Origin of the sequence: Kosakonia sp. ML.JS2a (genome assembly GCF_025642095.1) — a bacterium.
Taxonomy (GTDB): Bacteria; Pseudomonadota; Gammaproteobacteria; order Enterobacterales; family Enterobacteriaceae.
Genome location: NZ_CP106754.1, coordinates 2,920,167 through 2,942,723, shown reverse-complemented (window position 1 = coordinate 2,942,723; position 22,557 = coordinate 2,920,167). Strand labels below are relative to the sequence as shown.

General features: G+C 50.4%; 19 protein-coding genes. 14 read left to right on the top strand and 5 right to left on the bottom strand.

The features are described from left to right. Nucleotides 1-61 precede the first annotated feature (61 nt). The 3 genes from N7922_RS13835 to N7922_RS13825 are packed head-to-tail and all read left to right on the top strand — an operon-like array spanning nucleotide 62 to nucleotide 4,056. Entirely contained in the window at nucleotides 62-3,502 is a 3,441-nt protein-coding gene (locus N7922_RS13835; RefSeq protein ID WP_263096834.1) for a tape measure protein, read from the top strand. Further along, nucleotides 3,502-3,855, top strand: a complete 354-nt coding sequence (locus tag N7922_RS13830) for a phage tail protein (protein ID WP_263096833.1) — start codon at nucleotides 3,502-3,504, stop codon at nucleotides 3,853-3,855. Before N7922_RS13835 ends, N7922_RS13830 begins: the two co-directional genes overlap by 1 nt. A 21-nt stretch (nucleotides 3,856-3,876) precedes the next feature. Further along, nucleotides 3,877-4,056: an Rrf2 family transcriptional regulator gene (locus tag N7922_RS13825; protein ID WP_263096832.1), complete on the top strand. Its 180-nt coding sequence runs from the start codon at nucleotides 3,877-3,879 to the stop codon at nucleotides 4,054-4,056. On the opposite strand, the gene N7922_RS13820 is transcribed toward N7922_RS13825, so the two are convergent. Next, nucleotides 4,036-4,299 (bottom strand): DUF1883 domain-containing protein, encoded by a 264-nt coding sequence (locus tag N7922_RS13820; RefSeq protein ID WP_263096831.1) that lies wholly within the window; start codon nucleotides 4,297-4,299, stop codon nucleotides 4,036-4,038. The two genes, N7922_RS13825 and N7922_RS13820, sit on opposite strands and share 21 nt — an antisense overlap. 171 nt (nucleotides 4,300-4,470) lie before the next feature. Here N7922_RS13820 and N7922_RS13815 point away from each other — a divergent pair, with 171 nt between their 5' ends. The 7 genes from N7922_RS13815 to N7922_RS13785 are packed head-to-tail and all read left to right on the top strand — an operon-like array spanning nucleotide 4,471 to nucleotide 12,254. Continuing rightward, entirely contained in the window at nucleotides 4,471-5,175 is a 705-nt protein-coding gene (locus N7922_RS13815; RefSeq protein ID WP_263096830.1) for a phage minor tail protein L, read from the top strand. Further along, complete coding sequence (locus tag N7922_RS13810; RefSeq protein ID WP_263100908.1) at nucleotides 5,175-5,894, top strand: C40 family peptidase; 720 nt, start codon at nucleotides 5,175-5,177, stop codon at nucleotides 5,892-5,894. The genes N7922_RS13815 and N7922_RS13810 overlap by 1 nt, the downstream gene beginning before the upstream one ends. Further along, entirely contained in the window at nucleotides 5,837-6,364 is a 528-nt protein-coding gene (locus N7922_RS13805) for a tail assembly protein (RefSeq protein WP_263096829.1), read from the top strand. The genes N7922_RS13810 and N7922_RS13805 overlap by 58 nt, the downstream gene beginning before the upstream one ends. A gap of 9 nt (nucleotides 6,365-6,373) precedes the next feature. Next, nucleotides 6,374-9,553 (top strand): host specificity protein J, encoded by a 3,180-nt coding sequence (locus N7922_RS13800; protein WP_263096828.1) that lies wholly within the window; start codon nucleotides 6,374-6,376, stop codon nucleotides 9,551-9,553. Next, nucleotides 9,553-10,509 (top strand): DUF6453 family protein, encoded by a 957-nt coding sequence (locus N7922_RS13795; RefSeq protein WP_263096827.1) that lies wholly within the window; start codon nucleotides 9,553-9,555, stop codon nucleotides 10,507-10,509. The genes N7922_RS13800 and N7922_RS13795 overlap by 1 nt, the downstream gene beginning before the upstream one ends. A 10-nt stretch (nucleotides 10,510-10,519) precedes the next feature. After that, nucleotides 10,520-11,950 (top strand): hypothetical protein, encoded by a 1,431-nt coding sequence (locus tag N7922_RS13790; protein ID WP_263096826.1) that lies wholly within the window; start codon nucleotides 10,520-10,522, stop codon nucleotides 11,948-11,950. Next, nucleotides 11,940-12,254 (top strand): tail fiber assembly protein, encoded by a 315-nt coding sequence (locus N7922_RS13785; protein WP_263096824.1) that lies wholly within the window; start codon nucleotides 11,940-11,942, stop codon nucleotides 12,252-12,254. Before N7922_RS13790 ends, N7922_RS13785 begins: the two co-directional genes overlap by 11 nt. 103 nt (nucleotides 12,255-12,357) lie before the next feature. Here N7922_RS13785 and N7922_RS13780 read toward each other — a convergent pair whose 3' ends face one another. Then, entirely contained in the window at nucleotides 12,358-14,040 is a 1,683-nt protein-coding gene (locus N7922_RS13780) for a hypothetical protein (protein ID WP_263096823.1), read from the bottom strand. A 424-nt stretch (nucleotides 14,041-14,464) separates the two neighbouring features. On the opposite strand from N7922_RS13780, the gene N7922_RS13775 reads away from it, so the two are divergent. Together N7922_RS13775 and N7922_RS13770 are read left to right on the top strand one after the other, a co-directional pair. Beyond that, nucleotides 14,465-14,704, top strand: a complete 240-nt coding sequence (locus N7922_RS13775) for a hypothetical protein (protein WP_263096822.1) — start codon at nucleotides 14,465-14,467, stop codon at nucleotides 14,702-14,704. Next, nucleotides 14,704-15,021, top strand: a complete 318-nt coding sequence (locus N7922_RS13770) for a hypothetical protein (protein WP_263096821.1) — start codon at nucleotides 14,704-14,706, stop codon at nucleotides 15,019-15,021. The genes N7922_RS13775 and N7922_RS13770 overlap by 1 nt, the downstream gene beginning before the upstream one ends. Nucleotides 15,022-15,385: 364 nt before the next feature. Here the strand turns inward: N7922_RS13770 and N7922_RS13765 are convergent, their stop codons facing one another. Both N7922_RS13765 and manA read right to left on the bottom strand, forming a co-directional pair. Continuing rightward, entirely contained in the window at nucleotides 15,386-16,909 is a 1,524-nt protein-coding gene (locus N7922_RS13765; protein ID WP_263096820.1) for a YdgA family protein, read from the bottom strand. Nucleotides 16,910-17,015: 106 nt separating this feature from the next. Continuing rightward, nucleotides 17,016-18,188, bottom strand: coding sequence for a mannose-6-phosphate isomerase (manA, locus tag N7922_RS13760; RefSeq protein ID WP_263096819.1), 1,173 nt, complete (start codon nucleotides 18,186-18,188; stop codon nucleotides 17,016-17,018). 198 nt (nucleotides 18,189-18,386) lie between these two features. Here manA and fumA point away from each other — a divergent pair, with 198 nt between their 5' ends. Together fumA and fumC are read left to right on the top strand one after the other, a co-directional pair. Continuing rightward, nucleotides 18,387-20,033: a class I fumarate hydratase FumA gene (gene fumA, locus N7922_RS13755; protein WP_263096817.1), complete on the top strand. Its 1,647-nt coding sequence runs from the start codon at nucleotides 18,387-18,389 to the stop codon at nucleotides 20,031-20,033. Between the two features lie 133 nt (nucleotides 20,034-20,166). Continuing rightward, nucleotides 20,167-21,567 carry a class II fumarate hydratase gene (gene fumC / locus N7922_RS13750; protein WP_263096816.1) on the top strand — a complete coding sequence of 467 codons (1,401 nt, stop codon included), beginning with the start codon at nucleotides 20,167-20,169 and terminating at the stop codon, nucleotides 21,565-21,567. Here the strand turns inward: fumC and tus are convergent. Continuing rightward, entirely contained in the window at nucleotides 21,564-22,493 is a 930-nt protein-coding gene (gene tus, locus N7922_RS13745) for a DNA replication terminus site-binding protein (protein WP_263096815.1), read from the bottom strand. The two genes, fumC and tus, sit on opposite strands and share 4 nt — an antisense overlap. Nucleotides 22,494-22,557 lie beyond the last annotated feature (64 nt).

The following is a 22,557-nucleotide window of genomic DNA, read 5'->3' as shown; positions in this document are numbered from 1 at the left end:
ATTGATTAAAAATCCAAAAGCCTCGCTTCTGCGGGGTTTTTTATTGCCTGGAGAAAAGTTAATGACTACCAATGTTGGCGATATTTACTACGAAGTAAGCGCTGACGTAGCGCCACTGCTGCAAGGGCAGCGCCAGGCTGATAAAGCTCTTGATAGCATGGAGCAAAGCTTCAATAAGACCACCAAAGCCGCTGATACCCTTGATACCGGGCTGTCTAAACTGTCCTCAGCAATTAAGGGATTGATCGCCGCATCAGCGCTTCGCGAAATGGCCGGTTTGGTCCAGAAGTATCAGGAGATGGCCGAACGCGTACAGATGGCGACATCCAGCCAGGCTGAATTTGAAATGGTGCAACATCGCTTGCTGGCAACTGCAAACGGTACCTATCGTTCGCTGCAGGAGGCGCAGGAGCTTTATATCCGGACCGCTGACAGCCTGCGCAGCATGCAATACACAACAAATCAGGCTATCGACGTGCAGGACTCCATGTCCTATGCATTCGTTAAAAACGCGACGTCCGCCGATCGCGCCAATAATGCAATTGATGCTTTCTCAAAATCCATCAACACTGGCAAGGTGGCGGCGGACCAGTGGGAGACGATCACCACTGCTATTCCGTCGGTGATTAACGATATTGCCGCCGCCAGCAAGATGACCGGCGCGCAGGTACGCGCATTGGGGGCCGCAGGGCAGCTAACGGCTAAACAGCTCACGGAAGGCTTGCGGCAGTCACTCGAGGCTAACTCAACCGCGGCTGCGGGAATGTCGAATAACCTTGTCGACGCCAGTGTTCGTATCAAAACTGCCATCACGCAGTTACTGGTGGCGTTCGAGAATGAAACCGGGGTCATCCAGCAGTTCACTAACGGTTTGATTGCATCCGCTGACGGGATGCTTAAATTCAGCCAGAATGCAGACAAAATGGCAGGTGTTATTGATGCTGGCACGACTGCTGCGCTGGTGTTCGCTGGCATCATTGGCGCTCGCTATGTTGGGGCGCTTGCCCAGGGTACCGCGGCAAAAATACAAAGCATTGCCGCTTCAAGGCAGCAAATATTAGCGGATTCCCAGTCAGCGCAGGCGGCAATGGTTTCAGCCAATGCAACCATGCGTAAATCCGTTGCAGACAAAGAAGCTGCCATGTCGGCGCTGGCGCTGGCTCAGGCTGAATATAATGTCGCGAGAGGAAGTACTGCTGAGATGCTGGCCATGGATGCGTTGGTTGCAGCCAAGACCCGGGCGACTGCTGCAGCAATTCAAAACAAGCTGGCCGAAGACGCTCAGGCAGCAGCGTCGGCTCGCGCAGCGGCATCTGCAAGAGCGGCATCCGTCAGTATTGGTCTTGCTCGCGGGGCGCTGTCACTAATTGGCGGCCCTGCTGGTGCTGCGATGCTTGCGGCTTCGGCAATTTTCTACTTCTGGCAGAAGTCCCAGCAAGCCAGAGAAGAGGCGATCGCCTTTGCTGACGGGTTGGATAAGCTGAACGCCTCAATGACGTCGATGAGTAACACCTCTCTTCGCGGTTCTATAGCTGACGCTAACGTGGCGATAAAAGGTCAGCAAGACGCTCTTTCTTCCTTAAACAACGAAATAAAATCTCTTACAGCAAGTCGCGACGACTACGTTGAGAAAGGTAAGCCGTTTGGAACAACCGCTGAGCAGGGAAATGGATTACTCCAGAATGCCGCAAAACTTACTGATGAAATCAATCAGAAGCAGCGTGACCGCACTAACCTTGAAGATAAGCTGAATGCCACGATTCGCACACGTGACAGCGCCCAAACAACACTCAACAACAACATGCTCACTTCGATGGGGGTTCATGACGAGTTGATCGGAAAGGGTACTGTTCTTGAACAGGTGCAGGGTGCTGTTGCGAAAGCATTTGGTAATACGGCGAACGAAATCAACCGTGCCAATCAGGCAGGGCGGAACTTCAATCCAAAAGCACTGGAAATATCGCCACCGACGGACGCCGGCGACAAGTTAATCCTCAACCTTAAAGAGCAGAACGATCTCCTTAAAATTCAGGATGAGCGTCAGCGTGCAGTGACAAAAGCTGGAATGGAGGCGGCAAAATCAACCAGCAACGTAAACCAGATTGAATCTGCTAAACGTCTTGCCGGTGAAAACTTTGACCTTCAAAAAACAGAAGAGGCGCGGAAGAAAGCAGCCTCCGAAGCTGAATCTCAGGGTAAGAAATCCGCAAGCAAGGCAGAGTCTATTGCTCAGAAACTCGCGAATCTGAAACAGCAGGCTGAGTTAGCTGCGGGATCAACGGAAGACTTGAGTCGAGAACAGGCAGTCCTGGCAGCTCAGCAGTCTCTTGGCAAAGGGGCAACACAGGAGCAAATTGCTCTGGCTGGTAAATACCGAGGCGAAATTTGGGACACTGCGAATGCGTTAAAAGCTCAAGCGGCAGCCGAAAAGCTGCTTCCTGAAGCGAAAGAAAATGCAAGCTATAAGCAGGATGTTCAGGATCTGAATACAGCGTTATCGGCCAAGAAAATCAGTCAGGAGCAGTATGACAAAACTGCAGAGCGATTAGAGGAACAGCACCAGGTAAACCTGGCGAAGATCAGAGCCGAACAAAATTCAGGTGTTACTGCACTTCAGGATGCACAGAGTGCCATTGACCCGGTTCAGCAGTTGGCAAATGAGAACGCACGCAAGCTTGCTCTGATAGATCAGTTCGAGGCGCAAAAAGGACAGCTTACACAACGAGGTATTGAGCTCAGAAATGCACAAGAAACGCAGTATGAGCAGGCGCGTATTGCGGCTCAATGGGAGATTTACCGCAACCAGAGCCAGGCGAATGAGTTACTCGCATCCTCTCTTGAAGGGCTTCAAAACGGTGCGTCGAGCGCTTTAACCGGTCTGATTAATGGCACACAGAGCCTCCAGGAAGCATTCGCCAACATCGGTTCAACGATACTCAACAGCGTAATCACCAGCCTTGTGCAGATGGGCATTGAATGGGTTAAGGCGCAGTTGATGGGCCAGGCAGCAGCAGCGGCCTCGCTTACCATGACAACAACCCAGGCTACGGCCGCGGCATCGGCCTGGGCACCTGCGGCTATGAGCGCGTCGATCGCCACTTACGGCAGCGCGGCAGCGGTTGGCTCAACGGCTTATTCCACGGCATTGCTTTCTTCTAAAGCCATGGCGCTTGCCGGTGCTCGCGAGCACGGCGGCCCCGTTAGCGCCAACTCGATGTACCGCGTGGGTGAGGGTGGTAAGCCGGAGATATTTAAGGCCAGCAACGGTAGCCAGTACATGATCCCCGGCGATAACGGGAGCGTTATCAGCAACCGGGATATGCAGGGCGGGGGTGGCGGCAGTAGTGTCGTCCAGCATATCAGCTTCGAAATCAACACTACCGGCGGTATTGACGATTCCACCATAAAGCAAATGGAAGGGATGATGAAGCGCGTGGCCCTGTTTCAGATAAGTGATCAGGCAAACCGACCCAATGGAATGATCCAGCCGAGGAAGAAATAATGCCGGAAACATTCACCTGGTCGCCACAAAAGGCCTATACCGTCGACAACACGCCTAATGTGGTCGTCGTCAAACTCGGCGATGGTTACGAACAGCGGCAGGTTAAAGGAATTAACCCGTTAATGTCGAAATACTCACTGATGTTCAAAGGCGTCGATGACAGCAAATGCAATAAGCCAAACGCTGCTCGCGAAGCTGCGACATTTTTAAAAGCACGAATGGCCGTCGAGTCATTTTGCTGGACGCCATCGGATACAGGAACACAGGCGCTGTTTGTCTGCCGGTCATGGAGTTTAACCAAAACGGGTGGCCTTCATGAACTGACGGCCACATTTGAACAGGTACCGAGATAAACCGAAAGGTGGGAGAAGTATATGGAAGTTTCCATTATTGAAAATGGGGAAGTTATCTGGATGCGCAATGCATCCACTCAGGCAAATATTTCTTCATGTAGTTATCTAAAGGACGGCACACAGCAAAGGATCATTGCCGCCCTTGTTGATGCCTTAGAACAAGCTAACGGGCAATTGCAATTAACCAAGAATGTTAATTGAATAACGAATGTTCGCCCTATGTCCTGCGGGCAATGCTAAAACGATGTTCCAATGTCCTGTTGTGGGGACAACTATATTCGCGGGGAACATTTTATAGAAGCCACCATAATGGCGAAAACCACGACCGCTATTGTAATTACTGTAATTTGTGTCATCCATAACAATTACATTTATTTGATGAGAGCATTGAACTGAAACTGTGCTTCCACCTTCTATGTATTCCCTACTGTGAATATGTGACATGTTTTACCCTCAGGAGATAATCAGCCATTCCTCCTTTGCTGTGTGCGCCAGCGTCCCACCGCTGACGGGCTGAAATCTGACCATACCCAGGCTTTCGGATATATCACATCCTGATATTTGATCACCTGTTTATCCGGCCGACACGTGCGGCCTTTTTTATTGGAGAAATCTGTGCGCGACATTCCACCTGAGCTAATTATCGAAAGCATTGATGCCGGAGTCGGCGCGTTTATTGACCTGTTAGAAGCTGACCTGCAACCATATGGCGGTGATCTGGTTCGCTTCCATTCCGGTACTAATGGTTTCTACAACGATGTAATTTGGAAGGGGAACGTCTACTCGTCGTACCCGATCGCTGTCGAAGGCTTCGAGAGCAAGAACGAAGGGACCTATGCCAGACCGCAAATGGCTGTGGCGAACGTTACCGGGCTGATAACCGGCATTAACAGCGATTTCGATGACATGCTCGGCGTGGTGATCACCCGTAGGCAGGTGGCCGTTAAATACCTTGATGCCGTGAATTTTCCTAACGGTAACCCGGACGCCGATCCAACGATGGAAGCGGTGTCGCGGTACGTCGTGGAAGAGATGACCGAAGAGACTTTCGAGCAGGTGACCTACACGCTGGCTACACCAATTGACTGTGATAACGCTATTATCCCGGCCCGCACAATTCTCTCTGAAATCTGTCAGTGGGCTTACCGTGGTAGCGGATGTAATTACAGTGGAGGCTCGGTGGCGGATGAACGCGATAACCCGACGTCTGACCCGTCTCTGGATAAGTGCTCGCATCGCAAGTCAGGATGTCGCCTGCGCTACCCACGTCCGGCAATCCTGCCGATCAGTAGCTTCCCAGGTTCGGACAAAGTTTCATGATTAGCGAATGTCTTGAATTTGCATCGTCATCCCCGGGTGAGGTTTGCGGGCTGATCATCGATAACGCCAGACTGTACCGGTGCCTGAATGTCCATCCGGAACCGAAGAGCCATTTTCGTATCAGTGACGATGACTGGCTGGCCGCGGAGAGCGAGGGGGAGATAACAGCTTTGTTTCACTCACATCCTGAACCAATAAATGTTTTGTCCGGTGCTGACCGCCATGCACAGGTGTTAACAGGACTGACATGGTTGCTGGCCTGTGATGGGGTAGTGCATGAATTCAGGCCGGTACCGCACCTGTTAGGCCGCCGGTTTGAGCATGGTGTAATGGACTGCTACACGCTGTTCCGCGACGCCTATCATCTGTGCGGTATCAATTTGCCAGATTTTGAGCGCACCAATGGCTGGTGGTTGCGTGGTGAAAACCTCTACCTGAAAAATATGTCTGCCAATGGTTTTCGCCAGATTGACGCCAGCGACATGCGGCCCGGAGATGTCATTATCAGGCAGCCGTTCCCTGGCGCTGACCCCTGCCACGCAATGATCCTCCTTGCTGAAGGTAAGGTACTGCATCACGACTGTGCAGGCCATTTAAGCCGCCGCGAGGACTATCGGCTCGCATATCAGCGCCAAACTCATTCTGTCTGGAGGCATGAACAATGCTCATCTTTAAATTTGCAGGGCATTTACGCCGACATTTCCGCCAAATCGTTATGAACGTTGATACCCCATCGCAGGGGCTGCGTTTGCTTCTCGCTCAATGCCCTGAGTTCAAAAAAGACTTTATCCGATGCCGCCTTAAAATCAGGGTTGATGGTCACGACGTGACGGAGGAATCAGTCAGGATGCATCTTGACAGACGCCCACCAGAAGGCGCTTCAGTGCTATTTGTCCCGGTCGTGGAAGGGGCTATTACGGCTGCGGTAGCGGCTTACATTGCCGTGGCTGTAGCTGTCGCATCAGTCGCTTATTCGATCTACATGTCCAGAAACATGAAGAGCAAGACATCTGCGGAAGCTGCGGAAACAAACAGCATTACCAACAACTCATTCACCAGCGCAGAAAACCGCATAGGCCAGGGCAGGCCTGTGCCCATACTGCTTGGAGAAATGGTGGTTGGTTCAAACGTAATATCCCTCGGTATCGACACATCAAACAACATGGACTGGGTCGATTCAATCAGTTAAGGCGGAAACATGTCATCTGGCGGCGGCAAAGCTTCAACTCCAAAACTCATCGACGATAACCTCAAATCAAAACAGTTTTACCGCGTTCTCGATCTCATTTCAGAAGGTCCGATTTACGGACCGGTGGATCAGTCCTACCTGTCGTCATTCATGCTGAACAAAACGCCCGTAACTGCTGCGAACGGAACCGTAAACGTTAACGGTGTAAGTGTGGCGTGGCGTCCGGGTTCCGAGTTTCAGAGCCCCATTAACGGCTTTTCCGCCATCGAAGCGGCGACCATCGTCAATACAGATGTGACCTTTGATACACCGCTGGTCCGGACAGTTACAGACACTGATGTAACGCGCGTTCGTTTCAATATCGGTGTAACGGGGCTTGTTCAGCAGGACACTAAAGGAAATCAGAAAAATACTTCGGTGACAATGGTCATCGAAACCAGGACCGGAGGTGGTGCATTTACAATTCAGAAAACAGTGACAATCAGCGGTAAGATTTCTGGCGAATATCTTGAAGCGCACGTAATCTCAGCGCCAGATACAAAACCATTCGATATCAGGGTTCGCCGTATAACCCCGGATAGCGCCAGCGACCTGCTGACAAACGGCACTGTCTGGAACAGCTACAGCGAAATCACTGATGACAACCTCAACTACCCGTTCTCGGCTATTGCCGGAGCTGTTATTGACCGTAGTCAGTACACCGACACTCCGAGCCGTACGTATCATTTGCGCGGACTGATAGTTGACGTACCTGACAACTACAACCCGCTGACGCGTTCTTATACTGGTCTATGGACTGGCGGCTTCAAACAGGCATGGACAAACAATCCTGCATGGCTGTTCCGTTCGCTGGCGAAAAATACACGCTATGGGCTGGCCCGCCGGGCTGGTTACATTGACGTTGATGACGGCGCGCTGTACATCCTGTCGCAGTATTGCGATCAGCTTGTTGATGACGGGTATGGCGGCAAAGAGCCACGCATGACGCTCAATGCCTACATTACAGAACAGTCCAGCGCCCGTGATATCCTGGATAAAATCGCCGGTATGTTCCGTGGCATTGCGCTGTGGGATGGCATGCGCCTTTCAGTTCTTATCGATGCACCACAGGACCCGATTGCTGCAATTACTAACGCGAATGTCGTTGACGGTAAATTTTCATACAGCTCGACAAAGCGAAGCGAACGTTATAACGCTGTTGTGGTTTCCTGGACTGATCCTGATAACGGATGGGAACAGTCGAAAGAATATGTCTCCGATGACGATCTGATTGCGCGCTTTGAATATAACGAAACGACGCTGGAGGCGTTCGGGTGTACTTCTCGCGGGCAGGCCTGGCGCGCAGGAAAATGGCTTCTGGAAACAGCAAAGCGTGAAACTAAAAAGGTTTCGTTCCAGATGGCCCGTGATGCAATAGGTTTCACTCCTGGCGACATTGTCGAAGTAATGGATAATAACCATGCTGCAACTCGCCTGGGTGGGCGCATTGTGTCCCATGCTGGCGCACAGATTAGGGTTGATGCTGATGTCTATGATCAGATCGCCAATGGTGATGACATGGGGATTATGGGCAGTGACGGCAAACTCGTAAAGTACGAAATTGCCAGTGTTGCAGGCGACGTTATCACGCTTAAAACGGCGCCAGCCTGGGTGCGTGATGGCACTGTTTTTGTCATCTCCACAGCAAATCTTTCCACCCGTCTTTTTCGCATACTGAGCATCGCCGAGGCGGATAACAATTCGGTCTATAGTATCAGTGCATCACTCCACGATCCGAATAAGCAGGCCATTGTTGACGAGGGAGCGGTGTTCGAAATCCCGAACGATACGTTGAATGGATATCGCGTCCCGAACATCGAAAACCTGAAAATAATCAACGTCGACAGCGAAACGGTGCAGGTTACTGCGACATGGGAAACGGCCACCACGACTAAAAAACTGGTGTTTGAAGTTTATGTGTACAGTGAGAGCGGTGCTGTCGTTGCCCAGTATGAAACAGATCAGTTCCGTTATGACTTTTACGGGCTGGATGCCGGGAATTACATGCTTGGTGTGCGTGGGCGCAATGAAAACGGAATGAAGGGTTCAGAGACGCAGGTGAGCATGATTATCGGCGCGCCGCTGGCTCCGTCCTCTGTTGTGTGGACTCCCGGTATTTTCTCTGCCGACATTGTGCCGGTTATGCGGGTTACTGCCACATCTGACACGACGTTTGAGTTCTGGTATTCAGGAGAAACACAGATTGTCGATATGTCGCAGATTGAGGATCAGGCTCAGTTTCTTGGCCGCGCGAGCCAGTGGAGCCTTCACAATCTGAAGGGCGATACCACTTACTACATGTATGTTCGTACGCGCAACGCGTTCGGAACCTCCGGTTTTGTTGAGGCATCCGGCCAGGCTTCTGCTGACATTCCCGGCATGATTGAATATATCGACGAAGCGATCAGAGACTCGACAGCGTTTGAGAATCTGCAAAATGGCGTCGATATGAACCTGGAGGGGCAGATACAGAATGCTCTTGCGAACAATGCAACCGTTGATCGTCAATTTGCCCAATATGGTGAGGTGCGTGCTGATATTCTGATCGTGAAAACAACCATTGCTGACGTCGATCATGCGCTGGCTGAACTATCAACGCAGGTTCAGGCTCAGATAGGTGATTTGACATCGGCAGTAAGCGAAAAACTCACAGCAGAAGTTAAGGACGATGGAACAGCTTCTGCCTTTTACACTCTCAATCTCGGCATTCAGCGTGGTCAGCAATTCTACAATACTGGCTTTGCCATGGGCATTGAGTCTGATGGTGCGGGTGGTTATAAATCTACGACAGTATTTGCAGCCGATCAGTTCGGTGTTTATTCAGGGAGTGAACCGGGTAATTATCAAAAAGCCTTCTTCGTTTTCAATGGTCAGGTTTTTATTAACTCAGCCTTTATTCAAGATGGAACGATTACAAATGCAAAAATCGGGAACTACATCCGGTCGAATAATTTCGTCTCTGGTTCTGCCGGATGGAATATCCCGAAAGACGGATCGCCGGAATTTAATAACGGTACATTCCGCGGAACGCTTTATGCCAGTAACGGGGCATTCGCATTTAATGGCTCTAATAATATCGTGGTAATCAATGGCCTTGGTGTCACTGTCAATTTACCCGGTGGCGGTTTAATCAGGTTAGGGATCTGGTAATGGGGCAGGGCTTATATTTCAATCCGAATGACGGCGGCCCGGCAATGGAAATTGAAGCGGGACTCCGGTGTCCTTCTTTTTCCGGTGCATGGGTTACCGGTGATGGTGTCACGAAAACCATAAATAATTACAACCCGGCCAGTAATATTTTTGTCGTACCGCGCAACTGTGCCGGGTATTCCGGGCCCACCGGAACTGACGTTATAGGCACCATTAATATGGTGGAAAGTTTCACTTTCTCCGGTAACACAATCACCCAGAATCTGTGGAACTCGAAAGGGCAGACAAACACCCAGGGCAGACCCGCATCCATCTGGCAGATTTTTCCGCCTGGTGGTTCAGGAACCGGATTGTTGATCCAGAACTCAACCGACTACACGCAAATACCCGCGGCGGCGCCCGTCGGGTTTTGTGTATGGCGCGGTCAGGTATCTTTTACGGGAGATATGAACCTGCCTGACACAGGTTACGACCTTAACAACCTGATGGTTTTCGCGGCCTGGTCGGCGCCTGGCGTTACCGTTGAACTCTATAACGGGGTATTAAGCGCTTATCAGGATCGCAACGGGGATGACGTGCCGGCAACGGTCAGCATGACGCTGGCGATATTTGCCGCCGGAGTGGACCCGACTCCGTCAACCGGGCTGACTTTTTTTGTTGGTGGCCGGTGCACCTTCTCGCTGAACAAGCGTCCGTTTGTTTTTCAGGGGGCAACGTGGACACCGTCATTCAACTCCGTGGATATCGGCGCAAATCTCGTGCTGATAGGGAATTACGGATTTGACAGCGATACCCAGGGGGGCTGGGACCGAATGAAGTTACTGGGTGTTATCCGCAGCGGTAACACGGTTTCCCTTGGGCGTGGTAAAGAGCGATACCGGTGGACGGACCGTTATTCAATAGTGAACAGAAAAGTAACCAGTCTCGTTACTCCACTTGTCCCGAATATGTATTAGCGGAGGATTTATGCCTGCAGGAACATTAGTGCTGACGAACAACTCTGATGTTGTTTCCGGCGCCGGAACGGCATTCAGCACTGAGCTGGTTGCCGGTGATTTTATCGTGGTTACGGTCGGTGGTATCACGTACACACTGCCTGTTAAGTCAGTCGACAGCGACATGCAGATAACACTGATCAGCAAATATACCGGGCCAGCGCAAAGCGCGGTAGCGTGGCGTGCTGTTCCGCGTGAAACACAGAACCAGGTAACCGCCGCGCTGGTGGCGCAGGTAACCGAAGCCCTGCGCGGTCAGAACTATGACAAATCTAACTGGCAGGCTGTGTTCAGCGCCAGCGGTGATATCACGGTGATTCTTCCCGATGGCTCTACATTCAGCGGCCCGAGCTGGAACAAGATTGTTGAGTTGCTCAACAGCATCGACCCGGATGCGATACAGGCGCTGGCAGACCAGATTCATACGGACGCCCTGCAGGTTGCCGCTGATCGTGTGGACGTTGATGCGAAAGCCGCGCAGGCTTCAACAGATGCCAGTACGGCAAGTGCAGCCTCAGCCAGTGCGGTCTCTGCGAACACGTCTGCGCAGTCTGCGAAAACAGCCGCACAGACGGCACAACAACTGGCTGAAGAAGCCAGGGATGCTGCACAGGAAGCAAACCCAGCCTTACAGCTCACAAAGAGTGCCAATCTGTCAGATCTTTCAGATGTTCCGACGGCACGCGCAAATCTTGGCGTTTACTCGAAAGCAGATATTGATGTCAGAACAAATGGTTTTATACGTGGATTAGACGCGAAGATTATTTACGACTCAACGATATCAGCTAACCGCATTACTGTTAATCCTGGTGCGGCTTACTTACCATCATCAGGAAGTATTTTAGAGGTTCCCTCCTCCATAACTATAACAATTGCGCAAAGCGCACTGGCTGCGTCGACGTGGTATTACGTGTATCTGTACAGTAATTCTGGCACTCCAGCAATTGAATACTCTACTACAGCACCGATAGAATATCTCGCGCCGTATAAGACCAAAAGTGGCGATAACTCTCGACGATTTTTATTCTGTTTTCGTACTAATGCCAACACTGAAGCATTATGGGCTATGGCGGTTGGCGGTAAATACCGATACCTTGTTGATTATGGCTCATTCTGCCGGGTTTTGTCCGGTGGACAGTCAACAACTGAAACAGCAGTTAACATTTCATCATATGTTCCGTCTTTTGCTAAGTTCGTTAACTTACAGTTATTTAATGCCAGCGGTACTGGTGCTATGTTCGTTTATACTCAATTAAGCGGCCAGGCAGTTACTGTTAGACCTAATGGATACAATGACGATTTGCCGCTGATTAGCTACCCAAACATTTATTATAAATATTCACTGGCTCCGGGTAGTGCAGCAGGATTTATCGATATAGGGGGTTTTAGCTTTGAACGTTGAATATTATGCCGTAAGTGACACTGGTTGGCGTGCCATTACAGGAGAGGGGGATTTACTCCAAAGTGAGACCCTCCATTCAGGGAGTCAGCCGATAGTTCCCGCCGCGGATAACGCGATAAAAAAACACATGTTGATGAATGAGGCCAACGTAGCTATTGGCCCGTTGCAGGATGCTGTCGATCTTGGTATGGCAAACGATGAAGAGACATCACTGTATAACGAATGGCGAAAGTATCGAGTGTTACTTTCGCGTGTTGATATTACACTTCAATCTCCAGCCTGGCCAGAACACCCTTTGTTGTAAATAATTCAAAATATTTATAACTCTTACATATAATTCGATCTATTTCGCTGGTTGATATATGTACTCAACCAGCGTTTTTAAAAATGTGTTCTAAATATGTGGGTTATTGTTTTTTGTCAGGAAAGAGAATGATCGAGTTGAATTTATCTCTGTCTATATCTACATCGAAACAGTTTTTAAATTTATTATATAATTCACTTATGTCAACGTTATCGCCTGGTTTTACTTCATTCCAACCAGAAACGTAATAGAATGAACCTGACTTTTGTTTGTTAGTGATTACGGGTTTGTTGCCATATATTATTTTACAGCTCTGCTCTTCTTTGAATTTTAAATTTACATCATTGCTGGAAGATATCATTAGCAAATAGCTAAAGCTTCCTTTTTTGTCAACCATGCTAAATGGAGTGTTGTTATCTTTGTTATTAAATGACTTTCCATCGAAATAATCGTAGTTTGTGAAAGTTTGGCATCCACCAGAGCGCCAGATAGATATATGCTGATTGCCATTAAAAATACCTGAAATCTCATCGAAAGCAAAACCCGGCAATGGAAGAGTTGGGAAACATCTCCAAAATTTGCTATCGGGAATTTTTTCAGCTATTACTGAACTTGTTTTTACATTTGAACTTGCACTTAAATTGTACTGTTCGACAATAGCGAACGATTGATTTGAAATAAGTAAAGCAGAATAGATTAAAGCGATTTTATTGCGGCGTGATTTATTGCAAACAAGGAAAAAAATGATTGGAATAATTATTGTTGGAATACTCCAGTACTGAAGTTTGGAAGGCGTTATCATTATTCTAACTAATTTTTCAGCATTGTTTTCTTCATTCATTATTTGATTTAGAAGGAGGAAGTTAAGCACAAAAACCGAAAATAACACAAAAAAAGTACATTTTTTCCTAATTGAAAAGTTAGAGTAAAAGCATAAAAATACAAGGCAAAGTGAAACAGCGACACCAATAAATAAAGGGGAATTTATTGAAATGTTGAATAGAAATAAGTGACTTATGAAAACACCAATAATTTCAATGCCGCTTTTTAAGTTATTGATAACGTAGTTTAAATTAATTTCAGTTGCTACATTAAGTTCTGTTGGATGTGTTTTGATTAAGTAATATTGAAAAATGAAGATTGCAACGCACAGAAACTTAAATGCCAAATTCCGCTTAAATGCAAATAAACATGTTAAGAAAATAAAATTAGGTTTGGTAAATAAGGCGATTATAAACAACAGCTTTTCAATGGTTAATTTTTTGATTGCTAACTCATCCTCACTAACAAGAAGCATTGCAACAACCAAAGGAACATACAGTAAATAACCTACTGAAATAATTGTATTTGAAGATGGATGAATTACTTGCGAAGTGAATGATAACCAAAAGCATAAAGACAAAATATATTTTTTTGAAACATCTGAATTCAGAATTAATTTTAGTGCGAAGTATGAGCTATAGAATATTACTATACTGGAGCTAATTCTTGCGAAAACCCATGGCGATGTCAATGAACTGAATAAATTGTGATAAATCACAGAGCATAATTGTGGTAAAAAACTGTAATATCCTCCCCATCCTACATTAAACAGTGAAGTAAAGTCTTTAATAGCATCAAAGTACTCCATCAAAGACTCTGCCCAAAAGTCTGGACCGGTAGTGACGAATGGGATCGCTGCCAGAAAAAAACTCATTAAAACAATCGCAAGATTACTTTGCAAAACAGAATGATTACGTTGCGAAACATTCCAGGAAGGAACCCGGAAAAATAAAATGTTTTTCATGCTTTGTTTTACAACCCACATTAATAGGTGAACTAACTAACCCTGTAAAGATACATAATCTTACATCTTTTCATCTGTCAAAATCAAACACGGCAATAAATCTTATATGTCGATAAAAACTTACGCATTGGTTCTTTTTTGATATTTTTTCCTACTCAATAGAGTGCCAACATCAAGCTGAGTATGTTTCTTAAACAAACGGAATGATGTAAAGAAAGCAAGGATTTTCAGGCTACGCTCGTTCGTGAGCCAACATCGAACCCTGGTAGTAATAACGAGCAATAACAGAAAAATTTTCTCATGCAACACATTCATGTTTAAGAAAAACCAGCCTAAGGACAGTTCTTGGTAACTGAAGCGCTATTGATCTCTCCTTAAAAAGAAATTACTGTTTTTATGTACAGTATTCTGAAGGGTTCAGATCATGCCACGCAAACCAGACATTCATGCCGCCTTTGTTGCCGCCGTCCAGCTCAACCCTAAAGGGTTTCAGTGTCTGCGCACGGATGACTTTATCCACGAACTCAGCCAGCGTAACTGGCACTTCAGCCAGAAGGATGCGAACGGATGGATAGAGACCTATCAGCCAGACTTCACTGACCGGACAACAGACTTCAGTGAAAACCGGTACTGGATCCTGCGCAACATGGGGAGGGTTCGCTAATGGGCTTTCCGTCTCCTGCAACAGACTATGCCGAGCAGACTCTTACGCCTGAAATGCTGTGTCGGGTGGATGCAAACTGTCAGGTGATAGAGACGAACACCGGCTATGCCGTTATTGATCGCTCTCTACAACCAGTCGATGGAGACAGGGTGCTGGCAATGTATGACGGTCGTAGCCAGTTCGCAAAATGGATGGGTGCTGGGCTTATCACCGATGATGGTGAAGCGATTGAGGGCGAGGCGCTGGACGAAGTGACAGTGTTCGGCGTGCTGACGTACACAATTAACCGGGTGAAAGATGATGACTGGGTGGTTTAATTTTTCAGGGACATATTGGGGGCATACTTGGGAGAGAAATGCTTTTGGGGGCATAAAAAGGGACATTGAAATGTCAAATAATGACAGATAATGTTTTTGCGGAGATGGTTGTAACTTATTGATAAGTAAATATCTATATGTAATTTATCAATATTATCTAAAATACATTTAATGTGCAGAGCATTATAAAAAGAAAAGGCGGTAAAAATCTATGTTGCGCAACCAGCAAAGCGAAATCGCGTCATTATTCTCTTGCCGGGTACAGCGCTGGCGGCAATGAATCCGGCAACACAACATACCTATTTTGCTGTGGGCATCTGATTGAAAGAACAAAAAAAGCCCCTCCACAGAGGGGCTTTCTGGATTATTGCTGCGGAACCGCAGGTGTCAGCGGTGGGGTTTCATCCGGCTGTTGCAGCGACGGCAACCCGAACATACCGACAAACTGCTCAAGCGGCATTTTTTCACCGTTCAGCGTGACCTGGCCATTGGCATATTGCAGGCTGGCAAGGATATTGTTGTTCTCAAGCGTGGTGATGCGGAACATCTGTCCCATTGCCGCAAGGCCTTTCACCTGCTGGTTCGCCAGCTTCGCCGCATCTTCCTGCTGATAGCCCTCCAGCTTCGCAACCTGCGTCATAAACTCGGTGGCCATATCCACCGGGATAGTCAGCTTGCTGTCGAGAGATTTCACATTCCGGTCGACTTCTTCCGCCAGCGTTTGCGGTGCTGCGGTCACGGTAGCGGGATCTTTCAGGAACAATGAAAGGTTAAACGTGGTTTCACCTTTGGCATTTTTCCAGCTCAGCGGTGCAATGGTAATGACCGGTTCGCCTTTCAGCAGCAGCGGTACGGCGCTCAGGAAGGCCTCGGTTGCTTTTTGCTGATACAGTTCCGGGTTCTGCACCACATCCGGCTGCGCCATCAGGGCGCGGGTTTGCGCATTATACTGCTGGCTAAACTGGTGCCATGCCTGACCATCAATCTGGCCCACTTTCAACGTCAGATTGCCGCTGCCCAGATCCTGCCCCTGAACTTTCAGGCTGTTCAGCGTGTAGTCCAGCTGGCTGTTAATGGTTTTTTTGTCCGCCGCGACTTCAGATTTCGCGTTGATATTCATCCCGTCCAGCACCGCCATTTCTTTATTCTCAATGGCGATGGTGAGCTTATCGAGGCTCAGTTTCTGGCTCCCTACGCGCTCTTCGAAGCTGGCCAGTTCGCTGGAACCGTCGGTTTTAAGGTTGTTGAACGACAGTTGCACTTTCTGACCGTATTCATTGACGGCATTCACCAGGCCGCTCTCAGCGGAGCCGCTCAGTGAAATGGCATTGCCGTCTTTATCGGCGGTGAGGCGGAACTCGCCGCCACTGAAGGCCACTTTCTCGCCATCTTTTTCTGAGTTAAGCGGGCGCAGGCTGATATCGCTGCGGGTATCCCCGCTGTAGCCAATTCGCGTGTCGGCAGTAAACGGCGATTCGCCCTTCGCAATCTCGAACAGCGCTTTGGTCACGTCGTTATTAACAAGCTGAGTATGGACAGACGCCATCGACGGCATCAGATTGAATGATTTCAACTGCGCCAGCGGCAGCGGGCCGTGATCGACGACTTCATGCAGCACAATGCTCTGGCCCGGTTTCAGCCACGGGTTTTCACTGCCGTCTACCGGTTTGATTTGCAGGTTGAACTGGCTGGAGAAGAGACCACGGCGATAATCCTGCGCCAGCAGTTCGACATTGGCTTCCGGTGCGTTGCGCTTAATTTGTGCATTTGCCTCACTGACCATATCGGCCAGACGGCCTTCAAGTTGTTTCCCTGTGTACCAGGCGCCTGCGGTCCAGACGACACCCAGTGCAACGATCACTCCTGCGGCAACCAGCGTTTTTTTCATAGCGTTTATCCATAAAAAATGAAACCAGGCGGTGTAAACCGCCTGGACTGTTGAGTTAGTTACCCCAAGCTTAGCAATCCTTGCTAAAAAATACAGTAACTTAGTCTTACTTATTAAACACGCGCGCCAGTCGGCCTGTACCGCTTGCTGCCACCGCAGATTCATCCGCGGCAATAAACGCGGATTCGCCCGGTTTCAACACCAGACGCTCTGCGCCTTTGCTCAGCACGGCTTCGCCTTCCACACAGAAGACAATCGCGGCGCTCTGTTGCGTCAGTGTGGTTTCCGTTGGCGACAGATCGTGCAGAGAGAAGGCAAAATCCTCCACCGGGATCGGGAAATCGAGCTCCGCGCCGTTGCGGGCGGGCCGGGTCAGTAATTCTCCCGCCGGTTTCGGCGTAAATTTCACGTTGGCCACCAGCTCCGGAATATCAATATATTTCGGCGTTAACCCTGCACGCAGAACGTTATCCGAGTTCGCCATCACTTCCAGCGCCACGCCTTTCAGGTAGGCATGCGGCGTTTCGGCAAACAGAAACATGGCTTCGCCCGGATTGAGTTTCACCACGTTGAGCAGCAGCGGAGAGAAGAGGCCGCTGTCGTCAGGGTAGAACGCCGCAATGGCCTTGATGGTCTGCCACGGTTCACCTTGTTGATGTTCCAGCGCGGATTTCAGTACCGCCAGCGCGCGGGATTTTTCCTCACCCTGCATATTCAGTAATGCGGCAAACAGTTCGCTCAGGCGCTCAGCGTCCGGCGCTTGCAGGAAATGGGCGATAGCAGGATGCGCACCGGCAACCGGCTGCAATAATGAAACGATGTCGGAAAACTCGCGAAACGCATTCATCGCCAGGAACGGCGTCAGGGCGAACACCAGCTCCGGTTTATGGTTCGGATCTTTATAATTGCGCTCGGCGGCGTTCAGCGGGATCCCGGCGGCGTTCTCTTTGGCAAAGCCGGCTTCGGAGTTTTTCTTGTTCGGATGCACCTGGATGGAGAGCGGCTGATCGGCACACAGCACTTTAAACAGAAACGGCAATTCACCAAAACGTTCGGCAACGGCAGTCCCCAGCAGGCGGCGTTTATCCTGGTCGATCACATCGCGCAACGCACGGGGTTGACCGCTGGCATCCACCACTTTTGAGCTGCTCTTCGGGTGGGCGCCCATCCATAACTCCGCCATCGGCAGGTTGTCGGGATTCGCGATACCGTAGAGTTCCGTTAACGCAGTATGACTTCCCCAGGCATAGTTCTGCACTGAGTTAATGAGTTTTTGCATTATCAAGCCCTTTCAATTGAACACATTATTGCGTCATTAAAGCAATAAACCCTTGCGAAGTAACCAGCGGGGACAAAAAGTCGTACTAGTCTCAGTTTTTGTTAAAAAATTGTGTAGGATATGGCGACTCGCTATGCCAGAGGGCAGAGGGATATGCTGCCTGAACAATAACCAGATCGTGTCGTAAGTGAGAGAACAATGTCGAACAAACCCTTTTATTATCAGGAACCTTTCCCGCTCGGAAAGGATGATACCGAATACTATCTGCTCAGCCGCGACCATGTTTCCGTCGCCCACTTCGAGGGGCAGGAGATCCTGAAAGTCGATCCACAGGCGCTGACGCTGCTGGCTCAGCATGCTTTCCACGATGCGTCCTTCTTACTGCGCCCGGCGCACCAACAGCAGGTGGCGGACATTCTGGATGACCCGCAAGCCAGCGAGAACGACAAATATGTTGCGCTACAGTTTCTGCGCAACTCGGAGATCGCTGCGAAGGGGATTCTGCCTACCTGCCAGGATACCGGTACCGCCATCATCATGGGTAAAAAAGGGCAGCGCGTGTGGACGGGCGGCGGTGATGAGGCGGCGCTGGCGCGCGGGGTCTATAACACCTATATCGACGACAACCTGCGTTATTCGCAAAACGCCGCGCTCGATATGTATAAAGAAGTGAATACCGGCAGCAACCTGCCAGCGCAGATTGATCTCTACAGCGTGGATGGCGACGAGTACAAATTTCTCTGCATCGCCAAGGGCGGTGGTTCAGCCAACAAAACCTATCTGTATCAGGAAACCAAGGCGCTTATTACCCCGGCGAAACTTAAAAATTACCTGGTCGAGAAGATGCGCACCCTCGGTACTGCCGCCTGTCCGCCATACCACATCGCTTTTGTGATTGGCGGCACTTCGGCGGAAGCCACGCTTAAGACGGTGAAACTGGCCTCAACCAAATATTATGACGCGCTGCCAACGGAAGGTAACGAGCATGGCCAGGCATTCCGCGATGTGCAACTGGAACAGGAACTGCTGCTGGAAGCGCAAAACCTTGGCCTCGGCGCGCAGTTTGGCGGGAAATATTTTGCCCATGATATTCGCGTGATCCGTCTGCCGCGCCATGGCGCCTCCTGCCCGGTGGGGATGGGGGTTTCCTGCTCAGCGGACCGTAATATCAAAGGTAAAATTAACCGCGATGGCATCTGGCTGGAAAAACTGGAGCAGAACCCGGGCAAATACATCCCGCAGGCGCTGCGTCAGGCAGGCGAGGGTGAGGCGGTGAAGGTGGATCTCAACCGCCCGATGAAAGAGATTCTCGCGCAGCTGACGCAATATCCGGTCTCCACGCGCCTGTCGCTGAGCGGCACCATTATGGTCGCGCGCGACATTGCTCATGCGAAGCTGAAAGAACTGATGGATAACGGTCAACCGCTGCCGCAATATGTGAAAGATCACCCGATTTACTACGCAGGCCCGGCGAAAACGCCGGAAGGTTACGCGTCAGGCTCGCTGGGCCCGACCACCGCCGGGCGCATGGACTCCTATGTTGATCAGTTGCAGTCGCAGGGCGGCAGCATGATCATGCTGGCGAAAGGCAACCGCAGCCAGCAGGTGACGGACGCCTGCGCGAAACACGGTGGGTTCTACCTGGGAAGCATTGGCGGCCCGGCGGCGATTCTGGCGCAAAACAGCATTAAAAGTCTGGAGTGCGTGGCGTACCCTGAGCTGGGTATGGAGGCGATCTGGAAAATTGACGTTGAAGACTTCCCGGCGTTTATCCTCGTGGATGACAAAGGCAACGACTTCTTCCAGCAGATCCAGTCCGGGCAGTGCGCGCGCTGCGTGAAGTAATATCACCGCCCTTCGGGGCGGTTTTTTTAAGCACAAAGCATTAAACGACATAATAAAAAGCATCAATACTTTGACTTGTTTGCAGGTGAGCAATGTCGGCACTCAACACCACTTTGTATTCAAGGAGAAAGTAATGACAACGCATCGCAGTGAGAAAGATTCAATGGGCGCGATTGACGTCCCGGCCGATAAGCTGTGGGGAGCGCAGACCCAGCGATCGCTCGAGCATTTCCGTATTTCAACGGAAAAAATGCCGGTCTCGCTGATCCACGCGCTGGCGCTGACCAAACGTGCGGCGGCAAAGGTAAACCAGGATCTGGGGTTGCTGTCTGCCGAAAAAGCCGGCGCCATTATTGCGGCGGCGGATGAGGTACTGGAGGGGATACATCCCGACGAGTTTCCGCTGGCAATCTGGCAGACCGGGTCCGGCACGCAAAGCAATATGAACATGAACGAGGTGCTGGCGAATCGCGGCAGCGAGATCCTCGGCGGCGTTCGCGGCATGGAGCGTAAAATCCATCCCAATGATGACGTCAATAAAAGCCAGAGTTCGAATGACGTGTTTCCCACCGCCATGCATGTGGCGGCAGTGATTGCGGTACGCGAACATTTATTGCCACAGCTTCAGGTGCTGAAGCAGACGCTCAGCGAAAAATCCATCGCCTTTGCTGATATCGTCAAAATCGGCCGTACCCATTTGCAGGACGCCACGCCGCTCACGCTCGGCCAGGAGATCTCCGGCTGGGTGGCGATGCTGGAGCACAATCTCAAACACATTGAACTGAACCTGCCGCACCTTGGCGAGCTGGCGCTGGGCGGCACCGCCGTTGGCACCGGGCTGAATACCCATCCGGAATATGCCAGACGCGTGGCGGAAGAGCTGGCGAATATCACCCGGCAACCGTTTATCACCGCGCCGAATAAATTCGAGGCGCTGGCGACCTGTGATGCGCTGGTGCAGATGCATGGCGCGCTGAAAGGACTGGCGGCGTCGCTAATGAAGATTGCCAACGATGTCCGCTGGCTGGCTTCCGGTCCCCGTTGCGGTATCGGTGAAATTGCCATTCCGGAAAACGAGCCAGGTAGTTCGATCATGCCGGGTAAGGTCAACCCCACACAGTGCGAAGCCATGACGATGCTGTGCGCGCAGGTGCTGGGCAACGATGTGGCGGTAAACATTGGCGGCGCATCCGGCAACTTTGAACTCAATGTTTTTCGCCCGCTGGTGATCCACAATTTCCTGCAGTCCGTGCGTTTACTGGCGGATGGGATGGAAAGCTTCAATGCGCACTGTGCGGTGGGCATTGAACCGAACCGTGAGCGAATCGATCAACTGCTTAATGAGTCACTGATGCTGGTGACGGCGCTCAATACTCATATCGGTTACGACAAAGCGGCGGAAATCGCCAAAAAAGCGCACAAAGAAGGACTCACACTGAAAGCCTCGGCGCTGGCGCTCGGCTACCTGACGGAGGCCGAGTTTGACAGTTGGGTGCGCCCGGAATCGATGGTTGGCAGTATGAAACCCGCTTAACCCGCCAGATAGAGGTGCAGCCGTGGGATCATCAGCGTTAGCGGCTGTGCCTCAGGTTTATACCGGTGCTGAACATTATCGGCGTGGTAATCCAGTAGCTCGCCAATGTCCGGCACCGTTCCGCCATTTTCCTCCGAAATAAAGGCAATCAGCGGGGTCGGGCAGGCGTACTGCACCTGTTTTTGCGCCCCTGAATACCAGACCCGCGCAATCGGCTGCACTTTTACCGGCCGCTTGATCTTCAACCGCGCCTGTTTCGGCAGGGCGGCTATGTCGTTGTACTCCTGCTCGACCCGAACCAGCCACTGTTCCCGCGTCCAGGCGGCGACGGCGCGTGGGGATTTCATACTCTTTTCCAGTTGTGCCAGTACTTCATCACGGCTGAGGTTCTTAATAATGTGCTTATTGGCCCAGCCAAAGCGGATGGTGGCTGGTGCGTCAATGACCGTCAGCATCCGGTAGGCATTGAGCGTGATCAGGCCCGGCAGGTGACGGTGCACCCATTCAAAACGGGCTGCAGAGGGAAGGCCTGACTCCACGGTGACAATGCGCTCAAAAGTGAGTTTCAGCGCGTTAATGGTGCTGACGCGCTTTTCCAGCATGGCGCGCGTCACCGCATTTGTCTGGTAGCAAAGCACCCCCGGCAGACGCACCGCTGCTTTACTGCTGCGGTTTTCCGACTGCTGCTGGATAAACAGATGCGTGTAATGGTGCAGTGCCAGCTCTGCTGCAGGTTTACCAATATGCTGCTGCACATGAATGCACGTCAGCGGGTCGTGCTCAGCACCCTTCGGGATCTCCGGCAGCGTAAATACGCGCCCGGCCATCAAGCGGCATGCATTTAATTCCGTTTTCAAGGCGGCCAGCTCCTGTTCAAGCTGGCGGAAGGTCGTATTAAGGCGATCGATAAGGTCTAAAGCAGCCATCATCTGTCCTTATTAGTTACAACATACTTTTAAGTTATAACACAGACGCAGGGTTTCAACCACT

Bases quoted from the DNA above. Each gene is read 5' to 3' on its own strand.
- N7922_RS13795 (WP_263096827.1), top strand. From the start codon at position 9,553: ATGGGGCAGGGCTTATATTTCAATCCGAATGACGGCGGCCCGGCAATG.
- fumC (WP_263096816.1), top strand. From the start codon at position 20,167: ATGACAACGCATCGCAGTGAGAAAGATTCAATGGGCGCGATTGACGTC.
- N7922_RS13825 (WP_263096832.1), top strand. From the start codon at position 3,877: ATGGAAGTTTCCATTATTGAAAATGGGGAAGTTATCTGGATGCGCAAT.
- N7922_RS13830 (WP_263096833.1), top strand. From the start codon at position 3,502: ATGCCGGAAACATTCACCTGGTCGCCACAAAAGGCCTATACCGTCGAC.
- N7922_RS13775 (WP_263096822.1), top strand. From the start codon at position 14,465: ATGCCACGCAAACCAGACATTCATGCCGCCTTTGTTGCCGCCGTCCAG.
- N7922_RS13780 (WP_263096823.1), bottom strand. From the start codon at position 14,040: ATGAAAAACATTTTATTTTTCCGGGTTCCTTCCTGGAATGTTTCGCAA.
- manA (WP_263096819.1), bottom strand. From the start codon at position 18,188: ATGCAAAAACTCATTAACTCAGTGCAGAACTATGCCTGGGGAAGTCAT.
- N7922_RS13800 (WP_263096828.1), top strand. From the start codon at position 6,374: ATGTCATCTGGCGGCGGCAAAGCTTCAACTCCAAAACTCATCGACGAT.
- fumA (WP_263096817.1), top strand. From the start codon at position 18,387: ATGTCGAACAAACCCTTTTATTATCAGGAACCTTTCCCGCTCGGAAAG.
- N7922_RS13820 (WP_263096831.1), bottom strand. From the start codon at position 4,299: ATGTCACATATTCACAGTAGGGAATACATAGAAGGTGGAAGCACAGTT.
- N7922_RS13770 (WP_263096821.1), top strand. From the start codon at position 14,704: ATGGGCTTTCCGTCTCCTGCAACAGACTATGCCGAGCAGACTCTTACG.
- N7922_RS13765 (WP_263096820.1), bottom strand. From the start codon at position 16,909: ATGAAAAAAACGCTGGTTGCCGCAGGAGTGATCGTTGCACTGGGTGTC.
- N7922_RS13790 (WP_263096826.1), top strand. From the start codon at position 10,520: ATGCCTGCAGGAACATTAGTGCTGACGAACAACTCTGATGTTGTTTCC.
- tus (WP_263096815.1), bottom strand. From the start codon at position 22,493: ATGGCTGCTTTAGACCTTATCGATCGCCTTAATACGACCTTCCGCCAG.
- N7922_RS13835 (WP_263096834.1), top strand. From the start codon at position 62: ATGACTACCAATGTTGGCGATATTTACTACGAAGTAAGCGCTGACGTA.
- N7922_RS13805 (WP_263096829.1), top strand. From the start codon at position 5,837: ATGCTCATCTTTAAATTTGCAGGGCATTTACGCCGACATTTCCGCCAA.